The following is a 25,101-nucleotide window of genomic DNA, read 5'->3' as shown; positions in this document are numbered from 1 at the left end:
GACCCGTCCGCGGCGACCGTCCGGGCCGGGTGGTCACACCGAGTCGAGCGCGTTCGTGATCGCCTTCACGCCGCCGTGCGCGGAGTAGCCGCCGTCCACGGTGATCTCGGCGCCGTTCACGTAGGACGACTCGTCGGAGAGCAGATACACGACCAGCGGAGCGACCTCCTCGCAGCTGCCCGGGCGGCCCTGCGGAGTCATCGAGAGATGCGCCCGGGTGAAGACCGGGTTGGCCGTCGCCATCAGAGGCGTCTCGATGTAACCGGGGTGGATCACGTTCGTACGGATACCGCGCGGCGCCAGTTCCAGCGCGGCCACCTTCGACAGGCCCCGCAGCGCCCACTTGCTCGCCGTGTACGCGACCGCGTGATGGGCGGTGAGTCCGGCGACCGAGCCGACGTTCACGATCGAGGACCCGGGGGGCATCAGCGGTGCGAGGGCCTGGATGCCGAGCATCGGGCCGGTGGTGTTCACCGCGAACGCCCGGTTCCAGTCGGCGAGTTCGACCCCGCCGAGGCGGGCCCGCATGGGGATCCCGGCGTTGTTGACGAGCCCGTGCACGGCCTCCAGGGAGCTCGCCAGGGCCGCCCAGTCGTCCGGGGACGACACGTCCAGGTGGTGGTAGCGCACGTCGAGGCCGTCGGCGCGCAGGGCGGCGGCGAGCTTCTCGCCGGGCTCGTCGAGGACGTCCGTGGCGACCACCGAGGCCCCCTCGTGGGCCGCCGCGGCCACCTCCACGGCTCCCTGACCCTGTGCGGCTCCGGTGACGACGACGGTACGACCGGCCAGGCGCGTGCGGCTCACGGCTTCCTCCAAGGGGGCGGGGGTTCGCTCCCCACGCTAGGAAGCCGGGGCCAGCTCCGGAAACGCGCGTTCGCCATGGCTGGCATCCACGTCGACGATCTCCGCCGGCCCGGGATCGTCCAGCGACGCGCCCACCTTGCGGACCGTCTCCCGCAGCCACCGGTGCGCGGGATCCGCGTGCCGGTTGTGGTGCCAGTACATGGCCTCCACGAGCGGCACGTCCGGGAACGGCGTCGGTACGACGGCACAGCGGGCGAAGCCCTCGTAGCGCCGGGCGAGCCGCTCGGGCACCAGGGCGACCAGGTCGGTGCCGCTCACCAGGAACGGCAGCACGTTGAAGCCGGGCGTACTGACCTGCACCCTGGGCGTGATGCCGAGGGTCTCCAGTTGGCGGTCGGCCGGTGTGAGCTTGCCGATGCCACACGCGGCGTGCGGCATCTCCGCCAGGTCGCGCAGGGCGAGCCGCCCGTCCACCAGCCGCGGGTTGTCGGGGTCGACGAGACACACGAACCGGTCGTGCATCACGGCCTCGCTGACGCCCGGCAGCTGGTACCCGAGCGGCACGATCATCAGGTCGTGACAGCGCAGATGGGTCTCCGTCTCCAACTGCCCGTCCACGATGGGGTGGAAGTCGATGCGGACGCCCGGCGCCTCCTGCGCGATGGCCCGCAGCAGCGGCTCCACGAACACCGTCATCACATAGTCCGACATCACCACCGAGAAGCGCTGCCGGCTGCGTGCGGGCTCGAAGTGCCGGGTCAGTGAGAGCGCCTCCTCGGCCTTGTGCAGGGAGGCCTGGACGACCGGCAGCAGGCGCTCCGCGAGCGGCGTCAGCTCGTACTCGCGGCCCACCCGCACCAGCAGCTCGTCGTTGAAGTGCCGCCGCAGCCGGGCCAGCGACCCGCTCATCGCGGACTGGCTGGTGGACAGCCGCACCCCGGCGTGGGTGACGTTCTTCTCCTCCAGGAGGGCTTCCAGCGCCACCAGGAGATTCAGGTCGATCGCTCCGAGACCCATGTGTGTCTCCTTCCGGCCGCGTCGTTGAAGCTCGGTGAAACGGGAGCGTAACGACCGGGTTCCCGCCGAGGAAGGGTCCGGGGGCAACTCACAGGGATCCGATGGCTGCCATCGGATCCCTGGATGTGTGCAGGTCGAAAGGGGTACGGAGGGTTACGGCCGGGGCGTCCGGCCGCGCTTGCGGGCCCGCGGCAGATACACGTCCGCGCGCCCGGGGACGATCCGGTTGGAGACGCTGCCGAGGCGCTCCACGGTGAGCGTCACCTCGTCGCCGGGCTTCAGGGGCGGCGGCGTACGTTCCCCGACACGTCCCCAGAACTCCGCGAGCGCCCCCCAGCCGCACGTGCCCGAGCCGAGGATGTCGCCGGGGCGCACCCAGGCGTCACGGGCGGCGTAGGCGACCATCTCCTCGAAGGTCCAGGAGACGTTGGCGAGGGTGTCGCGGCCGATCAGCTCGCCGTTCAGGGTGACCGTCATCTCCAGGTCGAGGAAGCCGTCCGGGTCGCGCCGGTCCGCCACCTCGTCGGCCGTGACCAGATACGGGCCGAGGGTGTTCGCGAAGTCCTTGCCCTTGGAGAAGCCGAGACCGAGGTTCTTCTCCGGTTTCTGCAGATCGCGCGCCGACCAGTCGTTGAAGACGAGATAGCCGACGATGTGCTCGCGGGCCCGCTCGGGCGTGAGGTCCCGGCCCGCACGGCCGACGACCGCGCCCACCTCCAGCTCGAAGTCGAGCACCGAGCAGCCCGCAGGTACCGGAACGTCGTCGTGCGCGCCGTAGGCCGCGTGCGGGTTGGTGAAGTAGAAGTTCGGCGCCCGGTACCACTCCTCGGGCACCTGCTCCAGACCGTCCAGCGACTTGGCGACCCCCTCGATGTGCGCCTCGAATCCGACGAAGTCCCGGATGGACGGCGGCTTCAGCGGGGGCAGCAGGCGCACCTGATCCACCGTCAAGTCACTCTCGACGGAGAGCGCTTCGCCGCCGGCGGCATGCAGCGCCTCCTGCTCCACGAGCGACAGGACGGTCGTGCCCGGCGGCAGCGGATGGATGATCCCGTCCCGTACGACCCCGGCGCGCTCCACACCCTCGTACGCGTATGTCGTGAACCGCATGCCCTATCGCTCCCAGTCGTTGGTGTTGGTGACGGTTCCGGCGCTCAGATGGCCCACGAAGAGGCCCTTCGGGTCCCGAGCCGCCCGGATCTCCTGAAGCCGCTCCCACTGCGCGTCACCCATGAACCTCAGCTGCCGCACGGTGAAGTCGCAGTCCCCGAGATACTGGCCCGCGGTCACCGGCCGCATCGCCGCCATCGCCTCGTCGAGCCAGCCGCGCAGCTCGGCGTCGCGCCCGGGATCGTCGTGGATGACGTAGGTGGCGCAGTAGATCTCGGACTGCAACGAGAAGGCCATGTCCGGGAGTTCACGCAGCGGGGCCATCGAGAACCAGATGGTGAAGGTCTGCCGGGTCGGCTGCTCGGTGAACGCCTTCCGGATCGCCGGCACGACCTCGGCGGCTGACCCGGTCAGCCAGGCGTTGTCGACGAGATAGCGGTGCCCCTCGGGGTTGGCGAGGCGCTGGCCCCGAAGCTGCTCGGCGAGGGTGGTCGGCCGCGCCTCGATCCGCAGCAGCGCCCGGTCCGCGTACGGGTTGGCGTGCAGCGGGGCCAGCGCCTCGGCGGCCTGCTCGGCGGTGTCGGTCATCGACACGCCCGTGACCAGCAGCACCGGACCGTCCCCGGCGGGCGGGGTCTGTGTCAGGGCGACGATCTCGACCAGGTCGGAGACGGTGTGGTGCATGCCGTGCAGCCAGGTCATGACCTCGTCGAAGAGGTCCAGTGGGTACGCGTGCACGGTGTGCGCCAAATGCTTCGGCAGCGGGCGGGTGCGCAGATGGAAGCGGGTAACGACCCCGAAGAAGCCAGGACCCGCCCCGCGCGCCGCCCAGAACAGGTCGCTGTGGTGCGTCTCGTCCGCACGCACCAGCTCGCCCTCGGCGGTGACGACGTCGATCGCGACGACGTTCTCGGCCGCCCAGCCCCAGCCGCGCGCGTTCCAGCCCTGTCCGCCCTGGAGCAGAAAGCCGCCGATGCCGACGGAGGGACAGTGCCCGCCGTTGAAGAAGCGCCCGAACTCTCCGAGATACGGGTTGAGTTCGTCGCCGCCCTTGATTCCGGGGGCCGCCGTCACGATCCCGGTCCGCGGGTCGTACGCCATCTCGCGCAGACCTCCGAGGTCGATCAGCAGCGCGTCCTCGCGCACCGACCAGGCGGCCCAGCTGTGCCCGCCGGAGCGGACGGCGACCTGCCAGCCCCGCTCCAGGGCGAGTCGTACGCCGTCGACGACGTCCTGTTCGGACTCGGCCATCAGCACGGCGGCGGGGGTACGGTCCGACGGGCGGCGGGCGTTGAAGACCCGGCCGAAACACGCCTCCTCGAAGTCCTCGTCGCCGGGGAAGTGGAGGGTGCCTGAGAAACGGTCGATGTGCACGCTCGTACTCACTTGATCGCGATCGGATTGACGGGGGCGCCCACCGCGCCGGTCACCGGCAGCGGCGCCGCGATCAGCAGGAACTCGTGGACACCGTCGGCGGCGCAGTCCTCGGCCAGCTCCTCCAGGTCCCACATCTCACCCAGCGGGAGGCCCATGTTGGGGATCGCGATCTGGTGCAGCGGGGACATCGCGGGCTGGGCGAACTCGTACGGGCGTACTTCGAGGCCCCAGGTGTCGGAGGCGATCGCGGCGATCTCCGTACGGTGCAGCCAGCCGAGCGTGGTGAAGGAGAGGCCCGGGGCGTCCCCGGCGGCGTACCCACCCCACGCGCCGAGTCGCCGTACCCGCCCCAACTGCCCGGTCCTGATGAGGACCAGATCGCCGCGCCGTACGGAGGAGGTGGCGCCCTGCGCCTCGATCGTGGCGCGCAGATGCTCCTCCAGGATCGCGAAACCGTCCGGGAGTTCGCCGTGTTCGTCGCCGACCGCGCGGCCCACGTCGAGCAGGACCCCGCGCCCGGTGAAGGCGTCCTTCATGTGCTCGATGCCGGTGACCGAGTCGCCGTCGCCGTTGACGATGGTGCACGGACGCCCGTTCCAGGCCTGCTTGTTGTCGTAGATGTGTCCGAGGCCGTCCCACTGGGTGGAGGCCTGGAGCGGCATCACGACATGGTCGTCGGCGCCCCCGAAGCCGTGCGGGAAGTCCTGCGTCCCGGCGGCCGCGTCCGAACCGGTGTCCTTCATGTAGTGGACGGGGTTGATCCGGCCACGGAAACCGCGCTGCGGGCCCCTCTCGTTGAACTCCTGGGAGAGCGAGAACGACCGGCCCCGCCGGACCAGGCCCGCCGCGTGCGCCCGTATCGCGTCGTCGATGAAATTGAGCGTGCCCAGCACGTCGTCCTTACCCCAACGGCCCCAGTTCCGGTAGGCGGTACGGGCCTTGGCGAGCTCTTCCTCAATCGGACCCAGGCTCATCGAGTACGTCCTTTCTGCAGCAGGTCGAGAGCGTTGCCCCCGGCGACGGCGACACGGTCGGCCGGGGACAGCCCGGCGGCGTCCAGCCGGGCCACCGGGTCCTCGACGCCCATGTCGAAGGGGTGATCGGTGCCGAGGACGACCCGGTCCGCGCCGACCTCCTCGACCAGATGGCGCAGTCCGCCCGGGGTGTAGACGAGCGCGTCGAACCACATGCGCCGCAGATAAGCGCTCGGCGGCTGCGCGCAGCCGCGCGCGTCCTCGCGCATGTGCCAGGCGTGGTCGGAACGGCCGATGTACGTCGGCAGATAACCCCCGCCGTGCGCGGCGACGAGCTTGAGGCGCGGGAAGCGGTCCAGGACACCGGTGAAGATGAGGTGCGAGAGCGCGACCGTCGTCTCGAGGGGCTGCCCGACCGTGTTGCCGAGGTAGTGCGTGGCCAGCCGTTCCCCGAGCGAGCAGCCCCAGGGGTGCACGAAGACGACCGCGCCGAGCTCCTCGGCCCGCTGCCACACCGGGTCGTGCGCGGGGTCCGCGAGCTCCCGTCCGTCCACGGTCGTGGACACGCTGATCCCGTACAGGCCGTACTCCGTGACCGCCTTGTCGAGGAGCGCGACCGCGAGGTCCGGATGCTGGAGCGGGACCGTGCCCAGGCCGTACAGCCGCTCCGGCGCCACCGCGCAGTGCGCGGCCACGGCCTCGTTGACCGTGCGCGCCAGGCGTACGGCGAGATCCGCGTCCGCCCAGTAGTGGTGCATCGGCATCGGGCCGACCACCTGGAGGTCGACACCCATCGTGTCCAGGTCGGCGAGCCTGGTCGTGATGTCCGTCAACTTCGGTGCGAGACGCTGAAGTTGGGCGCGGTTGACCGCCAGTGACGTGGGGGAGTGCGCCCGCTGTTCGGCGGCCAGCTCGGCGGCCAGGCCGGGCGTGCCCGCGCACAGCGCGTCGGCGGCGGGGACGGCGAGGTGCCCGTGGAAGTCCACGACGGGAACGTTCATGCGGCGGCCGTCAGATAGTCCAGGGTCTCCGACATGATCCGGCCGGGGTCCGCGCCGGGCGTCTCCGGGTGGATCTCCCAGTCGGCGAGCCGCAGCGAGTTCTCCAGCACCACCCGCACCCGGGGCAGCCGGCGCGCCATGAACGTGTCGAGCGCCTTCTCCAGGGGCGCCCCGCCGGTGACGAGTTCCGCGAGCACGACCGCGTCCTCGGCGCACATCGCGGCGCCCTGCGCGATCAGCGGCGGGCAGGCGTGCGCGGCGTCCCCGATGATCACCGTACGGCCCCGGTACCAGGGCTCGTCGACGAGGATCGCCTCGATCCACCGGTAGTCGACCGGGGTGTCCTGAGGCAGCGAGGCGAGGATCCTGCCCCAGGTGCCGCCGTACCCGGCGCCGCGCTCACGCAGCAGCGACAGCGGGGCGCGCGGACCGATCAGTGAGGCGTCGAGGTTCTCGTCGAGCAGGTAGGCGTAGCACTGGTCGGGCGAGATCGGGCTGTAGCCGGCCTTGTAGCGCGGACCGCCGTAGTACACCTCCGCGCAGTCCATCTCGGGCGGCCGTTCCGCGACCACCCGGAAGATCGACATACCCACCGGGCGGGGCCTGGTGGTGACGCCGATCAGCTGCCGCATCCGCGAGTTGATGCCGTCGGCGCCGACCACGAGGTCGTAGCGGCCGCTGGTGCCGTCGGTGAACGTGACGTCCACATGGTCGGGGGACTGGTCGAGCTTCGCCACGCTCAGCGCGAGCCGGACGCGCACCCCCTGCGCGTAGACGGCGTCGCACAGGGCGTCCTGAAGGTCCGAGCGCAGCGCGCCCGCCGTCGACGGCAGCTCGGCACCGCCGGTGTGCGGGGTGCGCAGCTCGGCGAGCAGTCCGCCGTCGGCCCGGCGCAGCCGCATCACGTCGAACGGGACGGCCCGGGCGAGCACCCGGTCGAGCACGCCCACCGAGCGCAGCGCCTTGAGCGCGTTGCCCTGGACGGTGATGCCGTGGCCCACACCGAACCACTGGGGCGATATCTCGGCGAGCTCGACCTCGGCGCCGCGCTGGGCGAGCGCGAGCGACAGCACGCTACCGGTGATGCCGCCGCCGACGACGAGCACCTTGTGTACGGGCATGGGCGATCCTTGCGAACGTAGAAGAAGAACAGGGGTGCGGTGGGGTGCGGTCAGGCGGTGAAGCGGCCGCCGAGCGTGCGGTAGTGCTCGACGGCGGGCGGCGCGGCGAAGAACGGCCCGACCAGGGCGCGCCACCGCTGGAAGCGCTCGGAGCTGCGGAAGCCGACCGTGTGCGCCTCCACGGACGTCCAGCCGACCAGCAGCAGATAGCGGTCCGGACGCTCCTCGCAGCGCAGCAGCTCGGTCCAGCGGAACCCGTCCGCCTCGGCGAGCACCTCGCGGGCCTTGTCGAAGACGGCCTCGAAAACCCGCTCACGACCGGCTTCCACGGTCAGTTCGGCATGCTCGACGATCACACTCGCTCCTCAGGTCCGACGGTGCTCCGAGCCTGCTCGGAGGGTCGTTGCAGGGTCAACGGATCGAGGCATCGGCAAGGGGGACGTCATCCATCCCGTACGACGATGGGCCGCTGATCACACGGCCTCCGGCCCCCTGATGGCAGGCATCGCGGATCGCCATTTCCGCCCCGCCCCCGCGCTGCCTAGCGTCGACGGCAAGCCACCCGCCGTACGAGGAGACAGCCTGTGCCCGACCGAATTCCCTCCCACACCGGGCCGTTCGCCCTCGGCACCTTCGGGGACGGCTCCCAGGTCTTCCCGGGCCTGGTCGTCGGGCCCCGGGTACGTGACCTGTCCGACCTGGCCCCGTCCGTGCGCGCGGTCATCGAGGACTGGGACGCCCTCTTCCCGCGCCTGGTCGACCTGGCACAGGAGGCTGCTGACTCCTGGCACGCCCTCGCCGACCTGCGCGTCCTCGCCCCCATCGAGCCCGGCCAGGTCCTGCAGAGCGGCGCCAACTACCGCAAGCACGTGGTGGACCTGGTCGCCGCCGAGAAGGAGAGCGTGCACGGCGCCACGCCCGAGGAGGCCCGCGCGGACGCCGAGCGGATGATGGACGAGCGGATCCGCAGCGGAGTCCCGTACGTCTTCCTCGGCTCGCCCCGCGCGATCTGCGGCCCGTACGACGACATCGTGCTGCCCACGCTCGGCGAGCAGCACGACTGGGAACTCGAACTCGCCCTCGTCATCGGCCGGACGGGCAAGCACATCCCCGCCGAGGACGCGATGTCGTACGTCGCCGCCTACACCATCTGCAACGACCTCACCACCCGCGACCGGCTCTACCGGCCCGACCTCAAGGCGATCGGCACCGACTGGTTCACCGCCAAGAACGCCGACACCTTCCTGCCGACCGGGCCCTTCCTCGTCCCGGCCGCCTTCGTCGGCAACCCCACCGACGACGCGGACGTCCGGATCACCCTGCGCCACAACGGAACCGTGCGCCAGGACGAGTCCACCAAGGACATGATCTTCGACATTCCCCGGCTCATCGCCTACGTCACCACGACCACCACCCTGCGCCCCGGCGACCTGCTGCTCACCGGTTCCCCGGCGGGCAACGGCGCGCACTGGGGCGTCTTCCTCAAGCCCGGAGACGTCATGGAGGCGGAGATCACGGGCCTCGGCCACCAGCGCAACACCGTCAGGAGCGGACAGTGACCAGCACCTTCCAGCCCATCACCCATCTCCGCCATGTCGACCTGGCCGTACCGGACTTCGCCCGGCAGCGCGCCTTCTACGGCACCACCTGGGGTCTGACCGAGGTCGCAGGCGACAGCGGGATCGCCTTCTTCGCCGCCGAGGGCAGCCCCGAGCAGTACATCGTCCGCATCCGCGAGGACGAGCGGAAGCGGATGGACCTGGTCGCCTTCGGCGCGGTCTCGCCGGCCGCGGTGGACGAGCTGCATCCGCGCCTCGGGCGGGCCGGGGTCCGACTCATCGGCGAGCCGGGGGCTTTGGACACTCCGGGCGGCGGCTACGGCTTCCGCTTCTTCGACCCGGACGGCCGGGTCGTGGAGGTGTCGGCCGATGTCGAGACGCGCGCACACCGCAGGATCGAGGAGCGCGAGGCGATCCCGGTGCGCCTCTCGCACTGCGTGGTCAACTCGCAGGACCCGGAGGGGCTGCGGGACTTCTACGTCCGGCACCTCGGCTTCCGGCTCACCGACACCCTGTACTCGGCGCACATGGGCGACCTCATGTACTTCCTGCGGTGCAGCCCGCTCCACCACTCCTTCGCCATCGCGCGCGGACCCCATGTCTCCCTGCACCACGCCTCGTTCGAGATGCGCGGAGTGGAGGAGTACATGCGTGGTACGGGGCGGGCGCTGCGCGCCGGGACGCGGCTCACCTGGGGTCCGGGCCGCCATCTCGCGGGCGACAACACCTTCTCCTACTTCCACGACCCGCACGGCAACACGGTCGAGTACACGACCGAACTCGCCGTCCTGGAGGAGGACCTGTGGCACCCGGGCCGCCACGACGTGGACGACCCGATCACCCAGGACCAGTGGGGCACCGCCGACCCGATGAGCGAGTCGGTCGCCAAGGAGCAGTTCAACGATCCCGACGTGCTGTTCGACGCACCCCCCGTGTAACCGCCGACCGCCGTCAACAACCCGCAGAAAGGCCGCAGTTGTGGCAACGATCCTGAAGCACGCCGTACCGGGGGCGGAGGTCACCGCCTCCCTCGACCAGGTGCGCGAGACCGTGGCGGGCGTCATCGCGGACGTCCGCGAGCGCGGCGACGCGGCCGTGCGCGCGTACTCCGAGAAGTTCGACCGGTGGAGCCCCGACGCCTTCCGGCTCTCCGCCGAGGAGATCGAGAAGATCGTCGCCTCGGTCCCGCGGCAGGTCATCGACGACATCCGCTTCGTCCAGGACCAGGTGCGCTCCTTCGCCCGCCACCAGCTCGAGTCGATGGGCGAGTTCGAGGTGGAGACCCTGCCGGGCGTCAGGCTCGGGCAGAAGCACATCCCGGTGCGGGCGGCGGGCGCGTACATCCCCGGTGGCCGCTACCCGCTCACCGCGTCCGCGCACATGACCATCGTCACGGCGAAGGTCGCGGGCGTGCCGCGGGTCGTCGCCTGTACGCCCCCGATCCACGGCGAGATCCCCGCGGCCACCGTCGCCGCCGCGCATCTCGCGGGCGCGGACGAGATCTGGCTGCTGGGCGGGGTGCAGGCCGTCGCCGCGATGGCCGTCGGCACGGACACCATGGAGCCGGTGAACCTGATCGCCGGGCCGGGCAACGCCTATGTCGCCGAGGCCAAGCGGCAGCTGTTCGGCGAGATCGGCATCGACCTCTTCGCGGGTCCGACGGAGATCCTGGTCCTCGCCGACAGCGCCGCCGACCCCTTCGTGTGCGCCGTCGACCTGCTCTCCCAGGCCGAGCACGGACCCGACTCCCCGGCCGTCCTGATCACCACCTCCCGCGAGATCGCCGAGAAGACCGTCGCCGAGGTCGAGCGACTCCTCCCCGGCATGCCCACGCGCGACTTCGCCGGACCCGCCTGGCGCGACCACGGGCAGGTGCACGTCGTGGACTCCCTCGACGAGCTGTACGCGCTCGCCGACGCGTTCGCCTTCGAGCACGTCGAGGTCCTGACCGCCGAGCCGCGCGAGGCCCTGCGCAGGATGACGCAGTACGGCGCGCTCTTCCTGGGCGAGGGCACCTGTGTGTCCTTCGGCGACAAGGTCATCGGCACGAACCATGTGCTGCCGACCCGGGGCGCGGCCCGCTACACCGGCGGCCTGTGGGTGGGGAAGTACCTCAAGACGGTCACCTACCAGGAGGTCACGGACTCCGGTTCGGGGGCCCTGCTCGGCCGGCTGTGCGGGCGCGCCTCCCGCGTCGAGCTGTTCGAGGGGCACGCCCGCTCCGGTGACGTACGGGCGGCGAAGGCCGCGGGCGACGAACTGCCGTGGAACACGGCATGACCCTCCACGGGCGTACGGCGCTGATCACGGGCGGCGGCGGACCGCTGGGGCGGGCCTTCGCGCTCGCCCTGGCGAAAGCCGGGGCCCGGGTGATCCTCGTCGGCCGCGGCGAGCGGGCTCTCGCGGACGCCGCGGCGCGGGTGGCCAAGGAGGACGGAGGGGCCCGTACGGCGGTGTGTGACGTCTCCGACCCGGAGTCGGTGCGCGCCCTGGCCCTCGAACTCGCCGACGAGGAGGTGTCGTTGCTCGTCAACAACGCCGGAGTCGCGGGACCGGTACGCCCGCTCACCGACATCGAGCCCGAGGAGTGGGACGAGGTGTTCGCCGCCAACGTCCGCGGGGTGTACCTGATGTGCCGGGCCTTCCTACCGCCCATGATCGCGGCCGGCGCCGGTGACATCGTCAACATCGCCTCCGTGAGCGGGAAGCGGCCGCTGCTGAACCGCACCCCGTACACCGCCTCCAAGATGGCGCTCCTCGGTCTGACCCGGACGCTGGCGGGCGAGGTCGGGCCGCACGGTGTCGCGGTCAACTCCCTTTCCCCCGGGCCGGTTCGGGGCCCGCGCATGGACCGCAACTTCCGGCTGACGGCCGAGCTGACCGGGACGAGCGTCGAGGCCGCCGAGCGGGACTTCGCCTCGCGCGCCGCGCTGGGCCGGCTCGTGGAGGAGGACGAGGTCGCCCGGGCGCTGGTGGCGATGCTCGCGATGCCGGGGCTGTGCGGGGCGGACATCGACCTGTCGGCGGGGATGGTCGCACCGGCGTAGTCCAGGGCGCGGCGAGCGCGGTGAGCACGGTGCGGCGGACGGCTCCAGGTCGTCCGCCGCACCGTCGTGCGTTCCCCTCCGACCCGCCTGTGAACACGCTGTGTGACGGCCATGAAGTGGGCCGCACGATCCGAGACATCGCCCTCCGGTATGTGTCCACAAGGTGGCTACTCCCTTGTGCACAGGGCTGATTGACTTTCTCATGCGCACCTTTGGTGCCTCCGCCCGAGCCGTCGCCCCCATGAATCCGACGGTCGGCCGGTCACGCTGCGCAACCGCGCACTGGATCTCTGGGAAGGCATGCAATGACGCTGATCACCCGACGTTCGTTCCTGATCGCCGGTACGGCCACGGCCGGAGCCCTGCTCGTTCCGGCAGCCCCGGCCCTGGCCGCGGGACCCACCGCGAAGACGACCAAGGCGGACAAGATCTCCGTGGGGGCCGGCGAGACGTACCATCTCTCGGCGACCACGAGCGTGAGCGAACTGTCCATAGCCGAAGGCGGAAAGGTCACCGCGCCCGACGGGTACAGCGTCACCCTCACCGTCGACGGGGTCGAGACCGGGCAGCTCCTCACCGAGACGGGTGGAACCGAGACGCTGATCTCCGCCGGCACCTACCAGGGCGACATCGTGCTCACCGTGGCGGAGGCCAACGCGATCACCTATCAGACCGTCACCTTCCCCTTCCGGCAGGCCCTTTACGTGGGCGCCGACGGCGTGGACCGCGCCAGGTCCGTCCTGTCCGGCGTCGTGGGCGGCACGCTCACCGACACCCTCGCCCGCAACGTCGCGATCACCTCCACCGGCGAGTGCTTCGACGGTGTCTTCGTGAAGAACGGCACCTACACGCTCAAGAGCCCCGCCATCTCCCTCACGGGCAACGGGCGTTGCGACTTCGCGGGATACGGCGCCGCGGTCGTCGGCACCGGTTCGTCCACGACACTCGTCGTGGACGGCGCCAGGATCACCAACAAGGGCGTGGTGCGCACGACGGTCGTCGCGGACGACGGCGCCAACGTCATCGTGAAGAACTCCCGCCTGCGGGCCCGCAACGGCACGCTCCCCGCCGACTACCAGGCGACCGTGGAGACCCCGTACATGGAGTCCGTGCCGTGGATGCTGGGCCTCGACGGCAATGTCCGCGCCACCAACCTCATCGGCGCCGGCACCAAGGCGACGTACATCAACTCGACCGTGCAGTCGGAGACCTGGGGAGCCCTGTCGGTGGAGGGCGGCAGCGGGCTCCAGCTGACGGCGATCAACAGCAGCGTCGGCAACACGGGAACGTACGGCTACGGCACCTACGCCATCGGGGACGCCACCGTCCGCGTGCTCGGCTCGCAGTTCGACGTCGGCAGCTACGCCACCATCTGCGCGGGCCCGGCCGCCTCCATCCACTACGGCGACAGCACCCGCGAAGCCGTCGCGGCGCTCAACTCCTCGCTCGGCCTCGGCCTGACCAAGGCCGAACTCGCTGCCATCCCGGCTCGGATCACGGTCGTCAACTCGGGCCACTTCGGCTTCATGTTCTTCGGCACCGGCACCCTGAAGCTGGACGGCGGCACGGTCATCACCTCCGCGCAGACCACCTTCCTCAACAAGGGCCAGCAGACCTCGATCACGGTGGACGGTTCGGACGGCGCGCAGCTCAGCCCCGGCGACGGAATCATCCTGCAGATGATCGAGAGCGACGACCCGGGCCCGGTGAACGTCGACGGCAAGATGATGAACGTCGGCGTCTACACCGAACCCACGGGCGACCCCGCCAAGGACGCCTCCTTCGACCCGACCTCGGTCCATGCGGCCGACGGCGCCGCCACCTTCACCTCCATCGCGCTGGCGGGCGACTTCTACAACGGCATGCGCGCGGGCAAGAACATGGTCCTCACCTTCGAGGACTCGACCGTGCAGGGCGTCATCTCGGCCACGGAGGCCAAGCACCGCGTCGACACGATCGACTCCTCGAACTTCTACGAGCTGGGCCAGGTCACCAACACCGTCAAGCCCGCCGTCAACAACGGCGTGATCGTCCAGCTGAACAGCGGCTCGACCTGGACCGTGACCGGCACCTCGCACCTGACCAGGCTGACGCTCGCCGCCGACGCGGCGGTGCGGGCGGCGAGCGGCAAGTCCGTGACGATGACGGTCGACGGCACACAGACGGCCATCGAAGCAGGAGGCGCCTACTCCGGCGCGATCGTCCTCACGGTCGGCTGAGCCGCCGGGGGCGTCCGACGCCGGGGCCCGGCGGGCGACGACCGACGCATATCCTCTCCCGCATGGTTGATCACCGTACGGTTGATGTGGGAGGGGTCCGGCTCGTCTGTCAGGTGTGGGGGCAGGAGTCCGCCGCGCCGCTCGTCCTGTTGCACGCGCTCGGCGAGAACAGCACCGACTGGGCCGAGGTCATGCCCGCCCTCGCCCGCGGACGACGGGTGTACGCCCTCGATCTGCGCGGCCACGGGCGGAGCGACTGGCCGGGGGAGTACTCGCTCGAACTCATGCGTGCCGACGTGCTCCGGTTCCTGGACGTCGTGGGGCTCGGCACGGTGGACCTGATCGGACACTCCATGGGCGGGGTCGTGGCCTACCTGCTCGCTCAGGAGCGACCGGAGCGGGTGAGCCGGCTCGTCCTGGAGGACGTGCCGGTTCCGCGGCCCCGCGAGAAGACCACCCCGACCAGGCCGGACGGCGAGCTCACCTTCGATTGGGACATGGTGGTGGCCGTCAGAAGGCAGATCGACACGCCCGACCCGGCCTGGCTCGAGGGACTGAGCAGGATCACCGCCGACACACTGGTGCTGGCCGGCGGACCCGCCAGCCATGTGCCCCAGGACGGCATCGCCGAACTCGCCCGCCGCGTCCCCGGCGGGCGAGTCGTCACGATCCCCGTCGGACACCTCATCCACAGCGCGGCGCCTCAGCAGTTCACGGAGGCGGTGTGCGCGTTCCTGGACGAGGGCGGGGACGGCAACTAGCGGTCGGGGCCGAGGTCGAAGACCCCGTACGCGAAGCCCTCGGCGGTGATCGTGGAGCCGTTCACCGTGACCCCGTCGGCCTCCAGGGGCACCCCGGCGCGGGCACCGTCGTAGGCACAACTCGCCTTCTGCTCCCGTGGGTTGATGACCACGAGGTACCGTCCGCCGCGCAGGTACACGAACGGATGGCCGGCGTGCAGCACCTCCACCGAGCCCCGGGAGCCGAGCTGCGGGGTGTGGGTGCGCAGGGTGACGAGGCGGCGTACGAGGTGGAGGAGCGAGGTCTCGTCGGCGCGCTGGGCGGCGACGGTCGGGCGGGTGGGCGACGGGTCGACGGGGAGGTAGGGGCGGTCCGGCGCGGCGGTGGAGAAGCCGGCGTTCGGACCCTCGTCCCACTGCATCGGCGTGCGGGAGCCCGCGCGGTTGTAGCGGGGGCCGAGGACGCTGCCCTCCTGGTCGGGCAGGCCCGGGAGGTAGCGCATGCCGATCTCGTCGCCGTAGTAGATCGCCGGAAGTGTCGGCCAGGTGAGCTGGAACGCGAAGGCGGCGGGCAGTTGCTCGGGCGTGCGCGGGCCGCAGTTGAGGCGGGAGAAGTCGTGGTTGGCGGTGGGCAGGGAGATGAAACCGCTCGCGCCGAGCGTGGTGGACGCCTTCTCCCAGGCTTCGAGGAAGGGGCGCGGCGAACCCCGGCCGCTCCGGTCGAAGAAGCAGTCGAGCGGGTCCCAGCTCTCGTTGACCGTCCCCTCGCCGTTGCTCCACAGCGAGCGCAGGGCGAGGCCGTCGGTGGGGCCGCCGAACTGGAGGAAGAAGTCCGCGTGGAAGCCCGCGGGGACGGACACCTCCGGCTCACCCCACTCCGAGAGCAGCACCGCGTCCGGATGCGCGCCGTCCAGCCAGTGGCGCAACTCGGCCCAGACCTTTGCGGTTTCCGTCTTGTCCGGATCGTCCTTGACGAGCGAGGCGGCCATGTCGACACGGAAGCCGGACAGGCCGAGACCCAGCCAGTGGTCCATGATCGTGCGCAGCGCCGCCCGGTTGGCGCGCGGCCCCTCGGCGTCGACCGGCAGGCGCCAGGGCTCGGCCGGATTCGCCCGCGCGTAGCCGAAGTTGAGGGCGGGCTGGAAGGCGAAGAAGTTCGGCAGGTACGCGCCCGGGCGGGTGCCGGGGGAGGGGACGAAGCCGTCGGGACGGCCCTCGGCCGCCCAGATGTACCGGTCGTCGGTCGGATCGTGCGCGGCGGCGTTGAACCACGGGTGCTCGTCGGAGGTGTGCCCTGCCACGAGATCCAGCAGGACCCGGATGCCGCGTCGGCCGGCCTCGTCGACCAGCTTGGCCAGGTCGTCGAGGGAGCCGTAGCGCGGCGCGACGGCCAGGTAGTCGCTGACGTCGTACCCGGCGTCGCGGAACGGTGAGACGAAGCACGGGTTCAGCCACACGGTGTTCACGCCCAGCCACGCGAGGTGGTCGAGGCGCTCGGCGATCCCGTTGAAGTCGCCGATGCCGTCGCCGTTCGAGTCGGCGAAGGACTGCGGATAGATCTGGTAGAAGACGGCGTCGGCCAGCCAGGCGGGGGCGGGACGGAACGAAGTCATGAACGGGACCCTAGACCGGCGCCCGGGGCGCGCGCTGCCCCTAAGCTGAGGGCGATGTTCACCCCGCAAGGTCCCACCCTCCGCGAACTCGCCGCGCAGGCCCTGTCCTCCGTCGAGCACGGCTATGACCTGCTCGCACCCAAGTTCGACCACACGCCGTTCCGGACTCCGGACGCGATCCTCGACTCCGTGGCCCGTGCACTGGGCCCCATCGGCCCGTTCGACCACGGTCTCGACCTGTGCTGCGGCACGGGCGCGGGCATGGAGGTGCTGAGCGGACTGTGCCGGGGTCGGGTCACCGGGGTCGACATCAGCGCGGGGATGCTGGCCGTGGGGCGGGAGCGGACGGGTGCGGGGGGACCGAAGCGTACGGAAGCGGACGCGCCGGGGGTCGCGCTCCCCGGCGCCCGAACGCGCCCGCGGCCCGGCGCGCGAGCGGGGGCGAGCCCCGGATCGTACGAGGGCGTGGACCAGGGGATGTCGCCGCACCTCGCGTGGGTACGGGGTGACGCGCGTGCCCTGCCCTTCGGCCCCGTCTTCGACCTCGTCGTCAGCTTCGGCGCGTTCGGGCACTTCCTGCCGCGCGAGCTGCCGGGTCTGTTCGCCCAGGTCCACTCCGTCCTGCGACCGGGCGGGCGCTTCGCGTTCCCCGTCACGGCCCCGCCGCGCCCGAGTTCGCCCTGGTACTGGGCCCTGTTGGGCTTCGACACGGCGATGCGGGTGCGCAACGCCGTCTGGCGGCCACCGTTCGTCATGTACTACCGGGCGTTCCGGCTCGGCGACGTACAGCGGGAGCTGGCGCGGGCGGGGTTCGAGGTGGAGCTCCTGGCGCTGCCCGAGTTCGGGTGGCGGCGTGACGGCAGCCCGCGATGCCGGATGGTCGTGGCCACCCGAAGCGGCGGCGCCTCCGCCGCCGCTTCGGATGCCGCTTCCGGTTCCGGCTGACCCGTGCTGTCGCGGGAGGTCAGGCGAAGCGGCGGACGAACTCCAGCGCGGTGTCGGCGACCTCCTGCCAGCCGTGGTCGATGGTCAGCGCGTGTCCACGGCCCGGGATCTCGGTGATCTCGGTGACGCCCGGGTTGTGCTGCTGCTTCTTGTACGAGGCGTTCGCGATCGCCCACGGCACGGTGTGGTCCTTCTCGCCCGAGATGATCAGCAGCGGGCCGCGGTCGGGGTTCTCGGCGTCGACCTTGACCTCGGTCCACGGGTTGAAGTTCGCCGTGGCGGCCTGGAAGAGCGGGGCGCCCGGCGCGGGTACGGCGAACGTGTCGTACAGCTCCTTGGCCTCCTCCTCGCTCACCGCGTTGGCGAAGCCGTAGCGGAACTGGTCGAAGGTGAGCGGGACGGCCCGGTGCCGGTTGGCCGGGTTGCCCAGGACCGGCGCGGCGGAGCGCAGCGACGAGATCGGCAGCGGCAGCACACCCCGGAACGGTGCCGGGTCGATCGCCACCGAGACGGCGGACCGGCCCCGGCCGGCGAGGATCTGGGTGAGCAGTCCACCGAAGGAGTGGCCGATGACCGCCGGCTTCTTCTCCAGGCCGCCGATCAGTGTCTCCAGATGGTCGGCGACCTGCCCGACCGTCTTGCCGGCGAGGACCTCCGGGTGGGCGTTGGCCTCCTCGACCGTGTCGGGGTCGTCGGGCCAGGACAGGGAGACCGGCGCGTAGCCCGCCTGCTCGAAGTGCGCGGTCCACCGGTCCCAGCTGCTCGGCAGCAGCCACAGGCCGTGGACGAAGACGACCGGGACGCGGCCCGTGGCGTTGGCCCGCTCGATCTGCTGTGCGTCGTTGGTGGTCATGTCTCGAACCTAGTCGCGTACGGCGCTCCTGGGATCTGTCACGTGACTGCATCCCCGGATCGGTGTCACCCCGCCGCCGGCAGTGTGAACTCATAGACCAGGGCGTCCTGTTGTGCCTCCACCACCAGTTCGGTGATCTCCAGGGGCCGGTCGTACTGGTCGTGCACGCGCCGGGTGACCCGCACGGACTGCGGGAGCCGGGTGATCGCGTCCCGGTGGTGCAGGGTCAGCCCGGCCTTGCGCATCCAGTCGTACGCCCGCCGCAGCTGCGCCGACGCGGAGCCGTCCGCACGGTCGCGGTAGCGGGCGAGTTCCTCGACCTCGGTCACGGCGACGGCGGAGAACGAGGTGACGGCCGTACGCAGTCCGCTGCCGTCCGCCGCGGCCGACTCGTAGCGATGCACGAGGGTCGGCCGGGCCGGCGCGAGCCCCAGTGCCTCGGCGTGCTCGGGCGGGGGCGCCTCCCAGGTGACACTGGCGCGGTGGACGGCGCACGGCTCGGCGGTGTGCGCGCCGACGGGGAAGTCGAGCGAGGGGATGTGCTCGGCGGTGGTGCCGGGCAGGGTGGCGTGGCTGCCGCGCCGGTCGGTGGAGACGAGACCGTCGCGCCGCAGCCGCTGCAGCGCCTGCCGCACCGTCTCGCGGCTGACGCCGAAGCGCGTGGCCAACTCCCTTTCTCCCGGCAGTCGTTCACCGGGTGGAACCGTCCCGTCGCGCAGTTCGCCGAGCAGTTGTGCGGCGATCCGCGCGTAGCGGGGCTCCTGGTCGGACGGGTGGGTGCTGGTTGGACTGGTGGTGCGGGCCATGTCCGCGCCTCCTGAGAGGTGACCGTGGTGAGCGTGCTGATCGTGGTGACAAAACGTAGCCGTGCGGGCTCTGTGCGCCACCAGATCTAGCATTGGTCTAAACCACGAGGGAAGAGCGGTCGGACGGTTCGGCCGGTTTCAGCCCGCACCCGCCGGGCGTCGCGGGCGCGCTCAGAGCGCGCTGTACAGGGCGTCCACGAGCGCCATCTTCCTTGGGTCGTCGGCGATGTGCGGGCCCATCCGGTTCATGACGTACCCCAGGGAGAGGCCCGACTCAGGGTCGGCGAGACCGCAGGAGCCGCCGAAGCCGTCGTGTCCGAAAGCCCTCGGGTTGGGACCGTACGAGCCATTGGGTCCGCTCAGCCACAGCCCGAGGCCGGTTTCCGTCTCGTGCTCGAACCCTGCGCCGAGCACCAGGTCCCGGCAGCTGCCCTGCCCCTCGCGCACCCGCTCCGCGGCCTCCGGGGAGAGCACCTGCCGGGAGCCGTACGCCCCGCGCCCGGCGAAGATCCCGTACAGCGCGGCGACCGCGCGGGCCGTGCCGTGGCCGTTGGCCGCCGGTATCTCGGCCGCCCGCCACTGGGCCGTGTTGGCCTCGGTGGCGCCGACCAGCGGATTGGCGAGGGCGGCAACCGCCGCGGGCGCCAACTGGGCGAAGATCGCCGCCTGTTCACTGCTCGACGCGACCGGCGGATGCACCAGCTCGGCCGCCCGCTCGGCCTCCTTCTCCGGCAGCCCGATGGTGAAGTCGATCCCGAGCGGCCCGGTCACCTCCCGCTCCAGGAACGCGCCCGGCCGCAGCCCGGAGACCCGCCGCACCACCTCTCCCACCAGATGGCCGAAGGTGAGCGCGTGATACCCGGACCGGGTCCCCGGCTCCCACCACGGCTCCTGCGCCGCCAGCCGCTCCACGGTCAGCTCCCAGTCGCACAGCTGGGCCAGATCGTGCGGCTCGCGCAGCCCGGCCAGCCCCGCGCGGTGCGACAGCAGATGCCGTACGAGCACGGACTCCTTGCCCGCCGCCGCGAACTCCGGCCAGTACGCGGCCACCGGAGCGTCGAAGTCGAGCAGCCCGCGATCGGCCAGGATGTGCGCGCACAGCGAGGTCGGGCCCTTGGACGTCGACCAGACGTTGACCAGCGTCTCGCGCTCCCAGGGCCGGGTGCGCGCCGCGTCCGCCCAACCGCCCCACAGGTCGACCACCGTCTCGCCGTCGAGCGTGACGGTCACGGCCGCGCCGAGCTCGTCGCGATCCCGGAAGTTCTCCTCGAACGCGGTGCGCACCGCCGCGAAGCGGGCGTCGCAGTGGCCGTGAACACGCGGCGCGGGCTGGGACATGGGACCTCCGTCATCCATCGGGACTCCGACCCCGAACGTACCGACTGGTCGGACTGGAGGGAAGCGGTGTGACGGCATCCGACTTCCGTACGTGTCGTCGTTGCCCGTAGTCCTTCACCGCGGGATCTTCCGGATGTCACCCAACACCCCTACGCTGCACGTCGGTTGACCACCGAGACGCAGGAGGCAGGGGAGCATGTACAGACATGTGAGGGTGTTGACGCGTACCGGGATCGCGGTGGCGACGGCGGGAGCCCTCGCCCTGACCACGGCCCCTGGCGCCACCGCCGCGGACCTCTCGTACTCCGCCAGCACCTCGGTCGGGGTCCACAACTCCTACGACAAGGCCAAGTACACGTACTTCGCCGACGCGCTGGACTCCGGCGCCGGAATGCTCGAACTCGACGTGTGGACCAATGTGTTCGGCGCCTCCTGGCGCGTCTCGCACAGCAACCCGATCGGCAACGACAACAACTGCGAGAACGCGGCGAACGCCTCCGAACTGCGCACCAAGTCCCGCAACCGCGACCTCGCCGGCTGCCTGTCCGACATCAAGGCCTGGCACGACGCGCACCCGGGCCACCGGCCGATCCAGCTGAAGATCGAGATGAAGGACGGCTTCCAGGCCAACAACGGCCGCGGCCCCGCCCAGCTGGACGCCCTGCTCACCGCGAAGCTCGGCGACGCCCTGCTGCGCCCCGCCGACATCGTCGGCTCCCACGCCGACCTCGACTCGGCCGTACGCGCCGACGGCTGGCCCGCCCGCTCGGCCCTCGCGGGCAAGTTCATGGTCGAGCTGATCCCCGGAACCGTCGAGGAGGGCAACCCCCTCGACTCGCTCTGGACCGACCGCGAGTACGCCACCTACCTCCGCGACCTCGCCGCGGCCGGGCGGCTGCGCGAGGCGGCCGCCTTCCCCGCCGTGCACAACGCGGCCACGGGCGACCCGCGCACCCGCTACACGGACCCGACCATCCGCCCCTGGTTCGTGATCTTCGACGGCGACGCCGCCACCTACGCGAACGGCACCATCGACACCGCCTGGTACGACGACCGGCACTACCTCGTCGTCATGACCGACGGCCAGAACGTGCCCCCGGCCATCGACGCCACCAACCCCACCCAGGCCCAGGCCCTGGACCGCGTCGCCCTCCTCGCCCGGCAGCACGCCAGCGTGGTCTCGGCGGACTGGTACCCCCTGCCCGCGGTCCTGTCGACGGTCGTACCACGCGGCACGGCGGGCTGAGCACCGGCCGTCACCTCTCCAAGGCCGCGTCAGAGGTGCGCGGGCAGCCAGGCCAGCTTGGCCGCCTCCTGGTAGGAGCCTCCGCCCTCGTGGTCGTTGAAGTCGTAGACCTCGATCTTCTTGTCCTCGTGGTCCCAGGCGTTGAAGGCCGCGAAGATCGTGGAGGGCGGGCAGGTCTGGTCCTCCAGCGCGACCGAGAAGAGGGCCGGCGCCCGCCCGCGCGCCGCGAAGTGCACCCCGTCGAAGTAGGACAGCGTGCGCAGGACGTCCTCGGTGCGGCCGCGGTGGGTCTTGAGATAGTTGCCGATCTCCCGGTACGGGTGCCGGTCCGTCAGCGTCGTCGCACGCGGGAAGTCGCACAGGAACGGAACGTCGGGCGCGATCGCGGCCAGGTCGGGGACCAGACCGCCCACCGCGATCGTGATCCCGCCGCCCTGACTCCCGCCGACGGCCGCCACGCGCTCCGCGTCGACCAGCGGATGCGAGCGGGCCGCCTCCACCGCGCGCACACCGTCGGTGAACACCCGGCGGTAGTAGTAGTTCTCGGGGGCGTCGATACCACGGGTCATGTAACCGGGGTACGCGGGCGCGCTGCCCACCGGGTCCGGGGTCTCGCCGCCGCCCCACGCGCTGCCCTGACCACGGGTGTCCATCACGAAGTGCGCGAAGCCCGCAGAGGCCCACAGCAGATGCGTGTGCGAGAGGCCGCGACCGCCGCCGTAGCCGACGAACTCGACCACCGTGGGCAGGGCGGAGTTCGCCCAGGCGGGCAGCGTGAGCCAGCCTTTGACCGGGTGCCCGCCGAACCCGGCGAACGTCACGTCGTACACCTTGACCGTCTTGAGCGGCGTCTCGACGGCTTCGAAGCGGGCGTCGAGGTCGTGCTCCCGCGTCTCTTGGAGGGTCTTGGCCCAGAAGGTGTCGAAGTCCTCGGGCTCGGCGGACGCGCTGCGGTATTCGCGAAGTTCGTCGAGGGGGAGGTCGAACAGGGCCATGAAGGACCACCTTTTGACGTCACGGGTGCGGATGATCACACCGTACGTGTGACGCCGGAGGGCCGCCAGACCTCCGTTCGGTCAGCCACCGGGGCCGAGGGCCAGGGCCACGGACCAACCGCAGTCACGTCGCCCGGCCCGGTCGTCCTCACTCTTGCGCGACCAGCGGTTGGCGTTCACGGCGACCTCCTTCGCACCGGCCCCGACGCGGCGTCGGGCGGGCGAGCGCCACGCTAGGAAGCGCCTTCCCGCCGTGCCACGTCACGCGTGCACAGTCGGGCCGCCGGGCGCGCCGCCGGGGCGGACGGGAGCCGTTCCGGTGCACAAGACGGCGGGCGCGCCACCTCACCGGTGCACAGTCCGGCGCCGGCTGAGGGGCGGGCTCAAGTGGCCGGCAGGGAGGGGCGGCCGGTCCCGGCGTGCAGCGCGAACGCCAACGGGCGTACGCCGCTGAGCGCCTGCTCGTGCTCGTTCCCGATGTCGTCGAGCGCCTCCGTCTCGTCCGGGCCCGCCGGCAGGTGGCGCTGGATCAGCGGCGCGGCGGCCCGCAGGTGACTGCGGACCGTCACCGGCGCCATGTCAAGGGCGGCGGCCGTCCGCCCGGTGTGGATGTCGTTCTCCAACCAGACCCGGAGCGTGCGCAGCAGATCGCGGCGGTCGGCCCGCAGCGGCTCGAGGAACGAGTCGGCCCAGGCGCGGACCTCCGGAGCGGACACCATCGCGGTGAAGTCCGCCGCCGGGTCGGCCGAGTGCGCGTCATGACCGTACTTCACGACGACCTGGAGCGCCGTCGAGACCACCACCCGGTTCAGGACCTGTCCGCGGTCGAGGCCGAGCAGACCGAAGCCCTTGCTGATGCGGTGCGTCACCGTGTTGCGGTGGATGCCGAGCAGTCGGCCGACGGCCGTGTGCGGGAACTCGAGCCCCAACTCCAGGGTCCGTACGAGCTGTTCGCGCTGCCCGGCCGGCAGGGTGAGTACCGGGCGCAGCAGTGTGCCCGCCCACCGTCGGGCCGTGGCCGGCGGCAGGACGTCCATCAGGTCGGCACGCTGTTCGGCGAGCGCGACCCGGCCGGCCGTCCGGCGCGCCGTCACGAGGGTGCCGGCCGCCTGCGTGTACGCGTCCGCCACACTGCTCAGCGCGTACACCCGGCTGCCGCCCATGCAGTGCCCGGGCAGTGCGGCGACGACCGCCTCCAGCGTGTGCCACACACCGCCCGGAGCGTCCTCGTCCGTCTGGAGCGGATCGACCACGATCAGGTGATTGAACACCGGGCACCGCGCCAGCAGCGCGCGTCCGGCGAGCGCGTCCTCCGCCCGCCGGAGCGCCACCTCACGGTCCTCCCGCGCGCAGTCGATCACATGGACACGCACCGACTCGGTCGCCAGCAGCCCCGGTGCGAGGCCGGCCAGCACGCGCTGGGCCGCCACCTCCTCACCCACCATCAGCAGTTGCAGGACGCTCAGCTGCACCTCGCGCCGGGTCTCCGCCAGTTGGTCCCGCAACCGAGTCCGGTCGATGAGACCCATCGCCTTCGCCGCGTGCCCCAGCAACTCGGTGCGCACGTCGTCGAGCGGACGGCGGGGGGTCACCGACAGCACCGCGCCGGAACCGGCGGCGCTCAGCGGGAGCGACTCCGTCCGCGTCCTGGGGAAGGGGGTGGGAGGGGGCTGCCGAGTGAGGACGTCGGGCGCCGCGGCCAGTACACCGCGCAGGGGATCACTGACCATCACTTCGGCGTCCACCGCGGCCGCCAGCCAGTCGGCGATCCGCTGCATCGCGTCCGTGTCCGCATCCGTGGCCGTGCGCGCGTCGGCGAGCCGGTCCGGAAGCCGGTTCAGCAGCGCGGTGAGCTGATCGGCGTGCCATTCGGCCTGCTGGTAGCGGTACTCGCGCAGCCGCGGGATCAGTTCGTGCCAGTCGCGCAGCTCCTTCGTCGTGGTCAGCAGCGGTACGCCGAGGCGGACGGCCGAGCTGCGGATCACCACCGGAACGGACTGCGCGCCGTGCTGCCCGACCACCACGGCGAGTCCGGCGGCCCGCTGCCGCGACAGCTCACGCAGCAACGGCTCGACCCCCTCGTGCACGGACGTGCGCCCGGAAGCCCAGAAGTCACCGATCACCACCAGCGCGTCCCTCACGTCACCCAGCGCGCCGCCCGCGGTCGCGGCCAGGGACAGGGCGCGTATGGAATCGACCGCGCGGTCGGCCATCGGGCCCCCGTTGACGAACCGAAGACAGAAGTCGGGCTCCTCGCACAGGTTGATCAGCGTGGGCATGGCGTCCTTCCCGTGTCGATGGCGCACCGGCCGCTGCCGACACCGTAGGCGCGTCCG

22 protein-coding genes are annotated in these 25,101 nt (G+C 71.4%); 8 read left to right on the top strand and 14 right to left on the bottom strand.

Annotated features, from left to right (window positions below; translation table 11 throughout):
• Nucleotides 1–33 precede the first annotated feature (33 nt).
• From KVT44_RS12170 to KVT44_RS12135, 8 genes are all read right to left on the bottom strand, one after another.
• Nucleotides 34–804, bottom strand: coding sequence for an SDR family NAD(P)-dependent oxidoreductase (locus KVT44_RS12170; protein ID WP_217567060.1), 771 nt, complete (start codon nt 802–804; stop codon nt 34–36).
• Between the two features lie 36 nt (nt 805–840).
• Entirely contained in the window at nt 841–1,821 is a 981-nt protein-coding gene (locus tag KVT44_RS12165) for a LysR family transcriptional regulator (RefSeq protein WP_099924333.1), read from the bottom strand.
• Between the two features lie 153 nt (nt 1,822–1,974).
• Nucleotides 1,975–2,931: a fumarylacetoacetate hydrolase family protein gene (locus KVT44_RS12160; RefSeq protein WP_217567059.1), complete on the bottom strand. Its 957-nt coding sequence runs from the start codon at nt 2,929–2,931 to the stop codon at nt 1,975–1,977.
• A 3-nt stretch (nt 2,932–2,934) separates the two neighbouring features.
• Entirely contained in the window at nt 2,935–4,317 is a 1,383-nt protein-coding gene (locus KVT44_RS12155; protein ID WP_308313974.1) for an FAD-binding oxidoreductase, read from the bottom strand.
• The gene (locus tag KVT44_RS12150; protein WP_217567058.1) at nt 4,314–5,282 is read right to left on the bottom strand and encodes a cyclase family protein; all 969 of its coding nucleotides are present in this window, start codon (nt 5,280–5,282) and stop codon (nt 4,314–4,316) included. The genes KVT44_RS12155 and KVT44_RS12150 overlap by 4 nt, the downstream gene beginning before the upstream one ends.
• Complete coding sequence (locus tag KVT44_RS12145; RefSeq protein ID WP_217567057.1) at nt 5,279–6,283, bottom strand: amidohydrolase family protein; 1,005 nt, start codon at nt 6,281–6,283, stop codon at nt 5,279–5,281. The genes KVT44_RS12150 and KVT44_RS12145 overlap by 4 nt, the downstream gene beginning before the upstream one ends.
• On the bottom strand, nt 6,280–7,404 hold the full coding sequence (locus KVT44_RS12140) for an FAD-dependent monooxygenase (protein WP_099924337.1): 1,125 nt from the start codon (nt 7,402–7,404) through the stop codon (nt 6,280–6,282). The genes KVT44_RS12145 and KVT44_RS12140 overlap by 4 nt, the downstream gene beginning before the upstream one ends.
• Nucleotides 7,405–7,454: 50 nt before the next feature.
• Complete coding sequence (locus tag KVT44_RS12135; protein ID WP_190169389.1) at nt 7,455–7,760, bottom strand: antibiotic biosynthesis monooxygenase; 306 nt, start codon at nt 7,758–7,760, stop codon at nt 7,455–7,457.
• Between the two features lie 228 nt (nt 7,761–7,988).
• Here KVT44_RS12135 and KVT44_RS12130 point away from each other — a divergent pair, with 228 nt between their 5' ends.
• The 6 genes from KVT44_RS12130 to KVT44_RS12105 all read left to right on the top strand — a co-directional run bounded on the left by KVT44_RS12130 (nt 7,989) and on the right by KVT44_RS12105 (nt 14,990).
• The gene (locus KVT44_RS12130; protein WP_217567056.1) at nt 7,989–8,963 is read left to right on the top strand and encodes a fumarylacetoacetate hydrolase family protein; all 975 of its coding nucleotides are present in this window, start codon (nt 7,989–7,991) and stop codon (nt 8,961–8,963) included.
• Nucleotides 8,960–9,901, top strand: coding sequence for a VOC family protein (locus KVT44_RS12125; RefSeq protein ID WP_190169391.1), 942 nt, complete (start codon nt 8,960–8,962; stop codon nt 9,899–9,901). The genes KVT44_RS12130 and KVT44_RS12125 overlap by 4 nt, the downstream gene beginning before the upstream one ends.
• A gap of 40 nt (nt 9,902–9,941) precedes the next feature.
• Nucleotides 9,942–11,243, top strand: a complete 1,302-nt coding sequence (gene hisD, locus KVT44_RS12120) for a histidinol dehydrogenase (protein ID WP_217567055.1) — start codon at nt 9,942–9,944, stop codon at nt 11,241–11,243.
• On the top strand, nt 11,240–12,010 hold the full coding sequence (locus KVT44_RS12115; RefSeq protein ID WP_217567054.1) for an SDR family NAD(P)-dependent oxidoreductase: 771 nt from the start codon (nt 11,240–11,242) through the stop codon (nt 12,008–12,010). Before hisD ends, KVT44_RS12115 begins: the two co-directional genes overlap by 4 nt.
• 305 nt (nt 12,011–12,315) lie before the next feature.
• Nucleotides 12,316–14,229 carry a hypothetical protein gene (locus tag KVT44_RS12110; protein WP_217567053.1) on the top strand — a complete coding sequence of 638 codons (1,914 nt, stop codon included), beginning with the start codon at nt 12,316–12,318 and terminating at the stop codon, nt 14,227–14,229.
• A gap of 62 nt (nt 14,230–14,291) precedes the next feature.
• A complete protein-coding gene (locus KVT44_RS12105; protein WP_217567052.1) occupies nt 14,292–14,990 on the top strand; it encodes an alpha/beta fold hydrolase in 699 nt (232 codons plus the stop codon).
• On the opposite strand, the gene KVT44_RS12100 is transcribed toward KVT44_RS12105, so the two are convergent.
• Nucleotides 14,987–16,582, bottom strand: coding sequence for an alpha-amylase family glycosyl hydrolase (locus tag KVT44_RS12100; protein ID WP_217567051.1), 1,596 nt, complete (start codon nt 16,580–16,582; stop codon nt 14,987–14,989). The two genes, KVT44_RS12105 and KVT44_RS12100, sit on opposite strands and share 4 nt — an antisense overlap.
• Nucleotides 16,583–16,636: 54 nt before the next feature.
• Here KVT44_RS12100 and KVT44_RS12095 point away from each other — a divergent pair, with 54 nt between their 5' ends.
• Nucleotides 16,637–17,527: a class I SAM-dependent methyltransferase gene (locus KVT44_RS12095; protein WP_217567050.1), complete on the top strand. Its 891-nt coding sequence runs from the start codon at nt 16,637–16,639 to the stop codon at nt 17,525–17,527.
• 19 nt (nt 17,528–17,546) lie between these two features.
• Here KVT44_RS12095 and KVT44_RS12090 read toward each other — a convergent pair whose 3' ends face one another.
• The 3 genes from KVT44_RS12090 to KVT44_RS12080 all read right to left on the bottom strand — a co-directional run bounded on the left by KVT44_RS12090 (nt 17,547) and on the right by KVT44_RS12080 (nt 20,524).
• Nucleotides 17,547–18,380 carry a carboxylesterase gene (locus KVT44_RS12090; protein ID WP_217567049.1) on the bottom strand — a complete coding sequence of 278 codons (834 nt, stop codon included), beginning with the start codon at nt 18,378–18,380 and terminating at the stop codon, nt 17,547–17,549.
• A gap of 65 nt (nt 18,381–18,445) precedes the next feature.
• Nucleotides 18,446–19,186, bottom strand: coding sequence for a GntR family transcriptional regulator (locus tag KVT44_RS12085; RefSeq protein WP_217567048.1), 741 nt, complete (start codon nt 19,184–19,186; stop codon nt 18,446–18,448).
• Between the two features lie 171 nt (nt 19,187–19,357).
• Nucleotides 19,358–20,524: a serine hydrolase gene (locus KVT44_RS12080; protein ID WP_217567047.1), complete on the bottom strand. Its 1,167-nt coding sequence runs from the start codon at nt 20,522–20,524 to the stop codon at nt 19,358–19,360.
• Nucleotides 20,525–20,720: 196 nt separating this feature from the next.
• Here KVT44_RS12080 and KVT44_RS12075 point away from each other — a divergent pair, with 196 nt between their 5' ends.
• A complete protein-coding gene (locus tag KVT44_RS12075) occupies nt 20,721–21,770 on the top strand; it encodes a phosphatidylinositol-specific phospholipase C domain-containing protein (protein ID WP_180293120.1) in 1,050 nt (349 codons plus the stop codon).
• 29 nt (nt 21,771–21,799) lie between these two features.
• Here the strand turns inward: KVT44_RS12075 and KVT44_RS12070 are convergent, their stop codons facing one another.
• Nucleotides 21,800–22,765: an acetylxylan esterase gene (locus tag KVT44_RS12070; protein WP_217567046.1), complete on the bottom strand. Its 966-nt coding sequence runs from the start codon at nt 22,763–22,765 to the stop codon at nt 21,800–21,802.
• A 383-nt stretch (nt 22,766–23,148) separates the two neighbouring features.
• Nucleotides 23,149–25,044 carry a hypothetical protein gene (locus tag KVT44_RS12065; protein ID WP_217567045.1) on the bottom strand — a complete coding sequence of 632 codons (1,896 nt, stop codon included), beginning with the start codon at nt 25,042–25,044 and terminating at the stop codon, nt 23,149–23,151.
• Nucleotides 25,045–25,101 lie beyond the last annotated feature (57 nt).

Origin of the sequence: Streptomyces sp. GbtcB7, assembly GCF_019091445.1 — a bacterium.
In the GTDB taxonomy this organism is placed as follows: Bacteria; Actinomycetota; Actinomycetes; order Streptomycetales; family Streptomycetaceae; genus Streptomyces; species Streptomyces mirabilis.
This window is presented reverse-complemented; position numbering and strand designations above follow the sequence as displayed.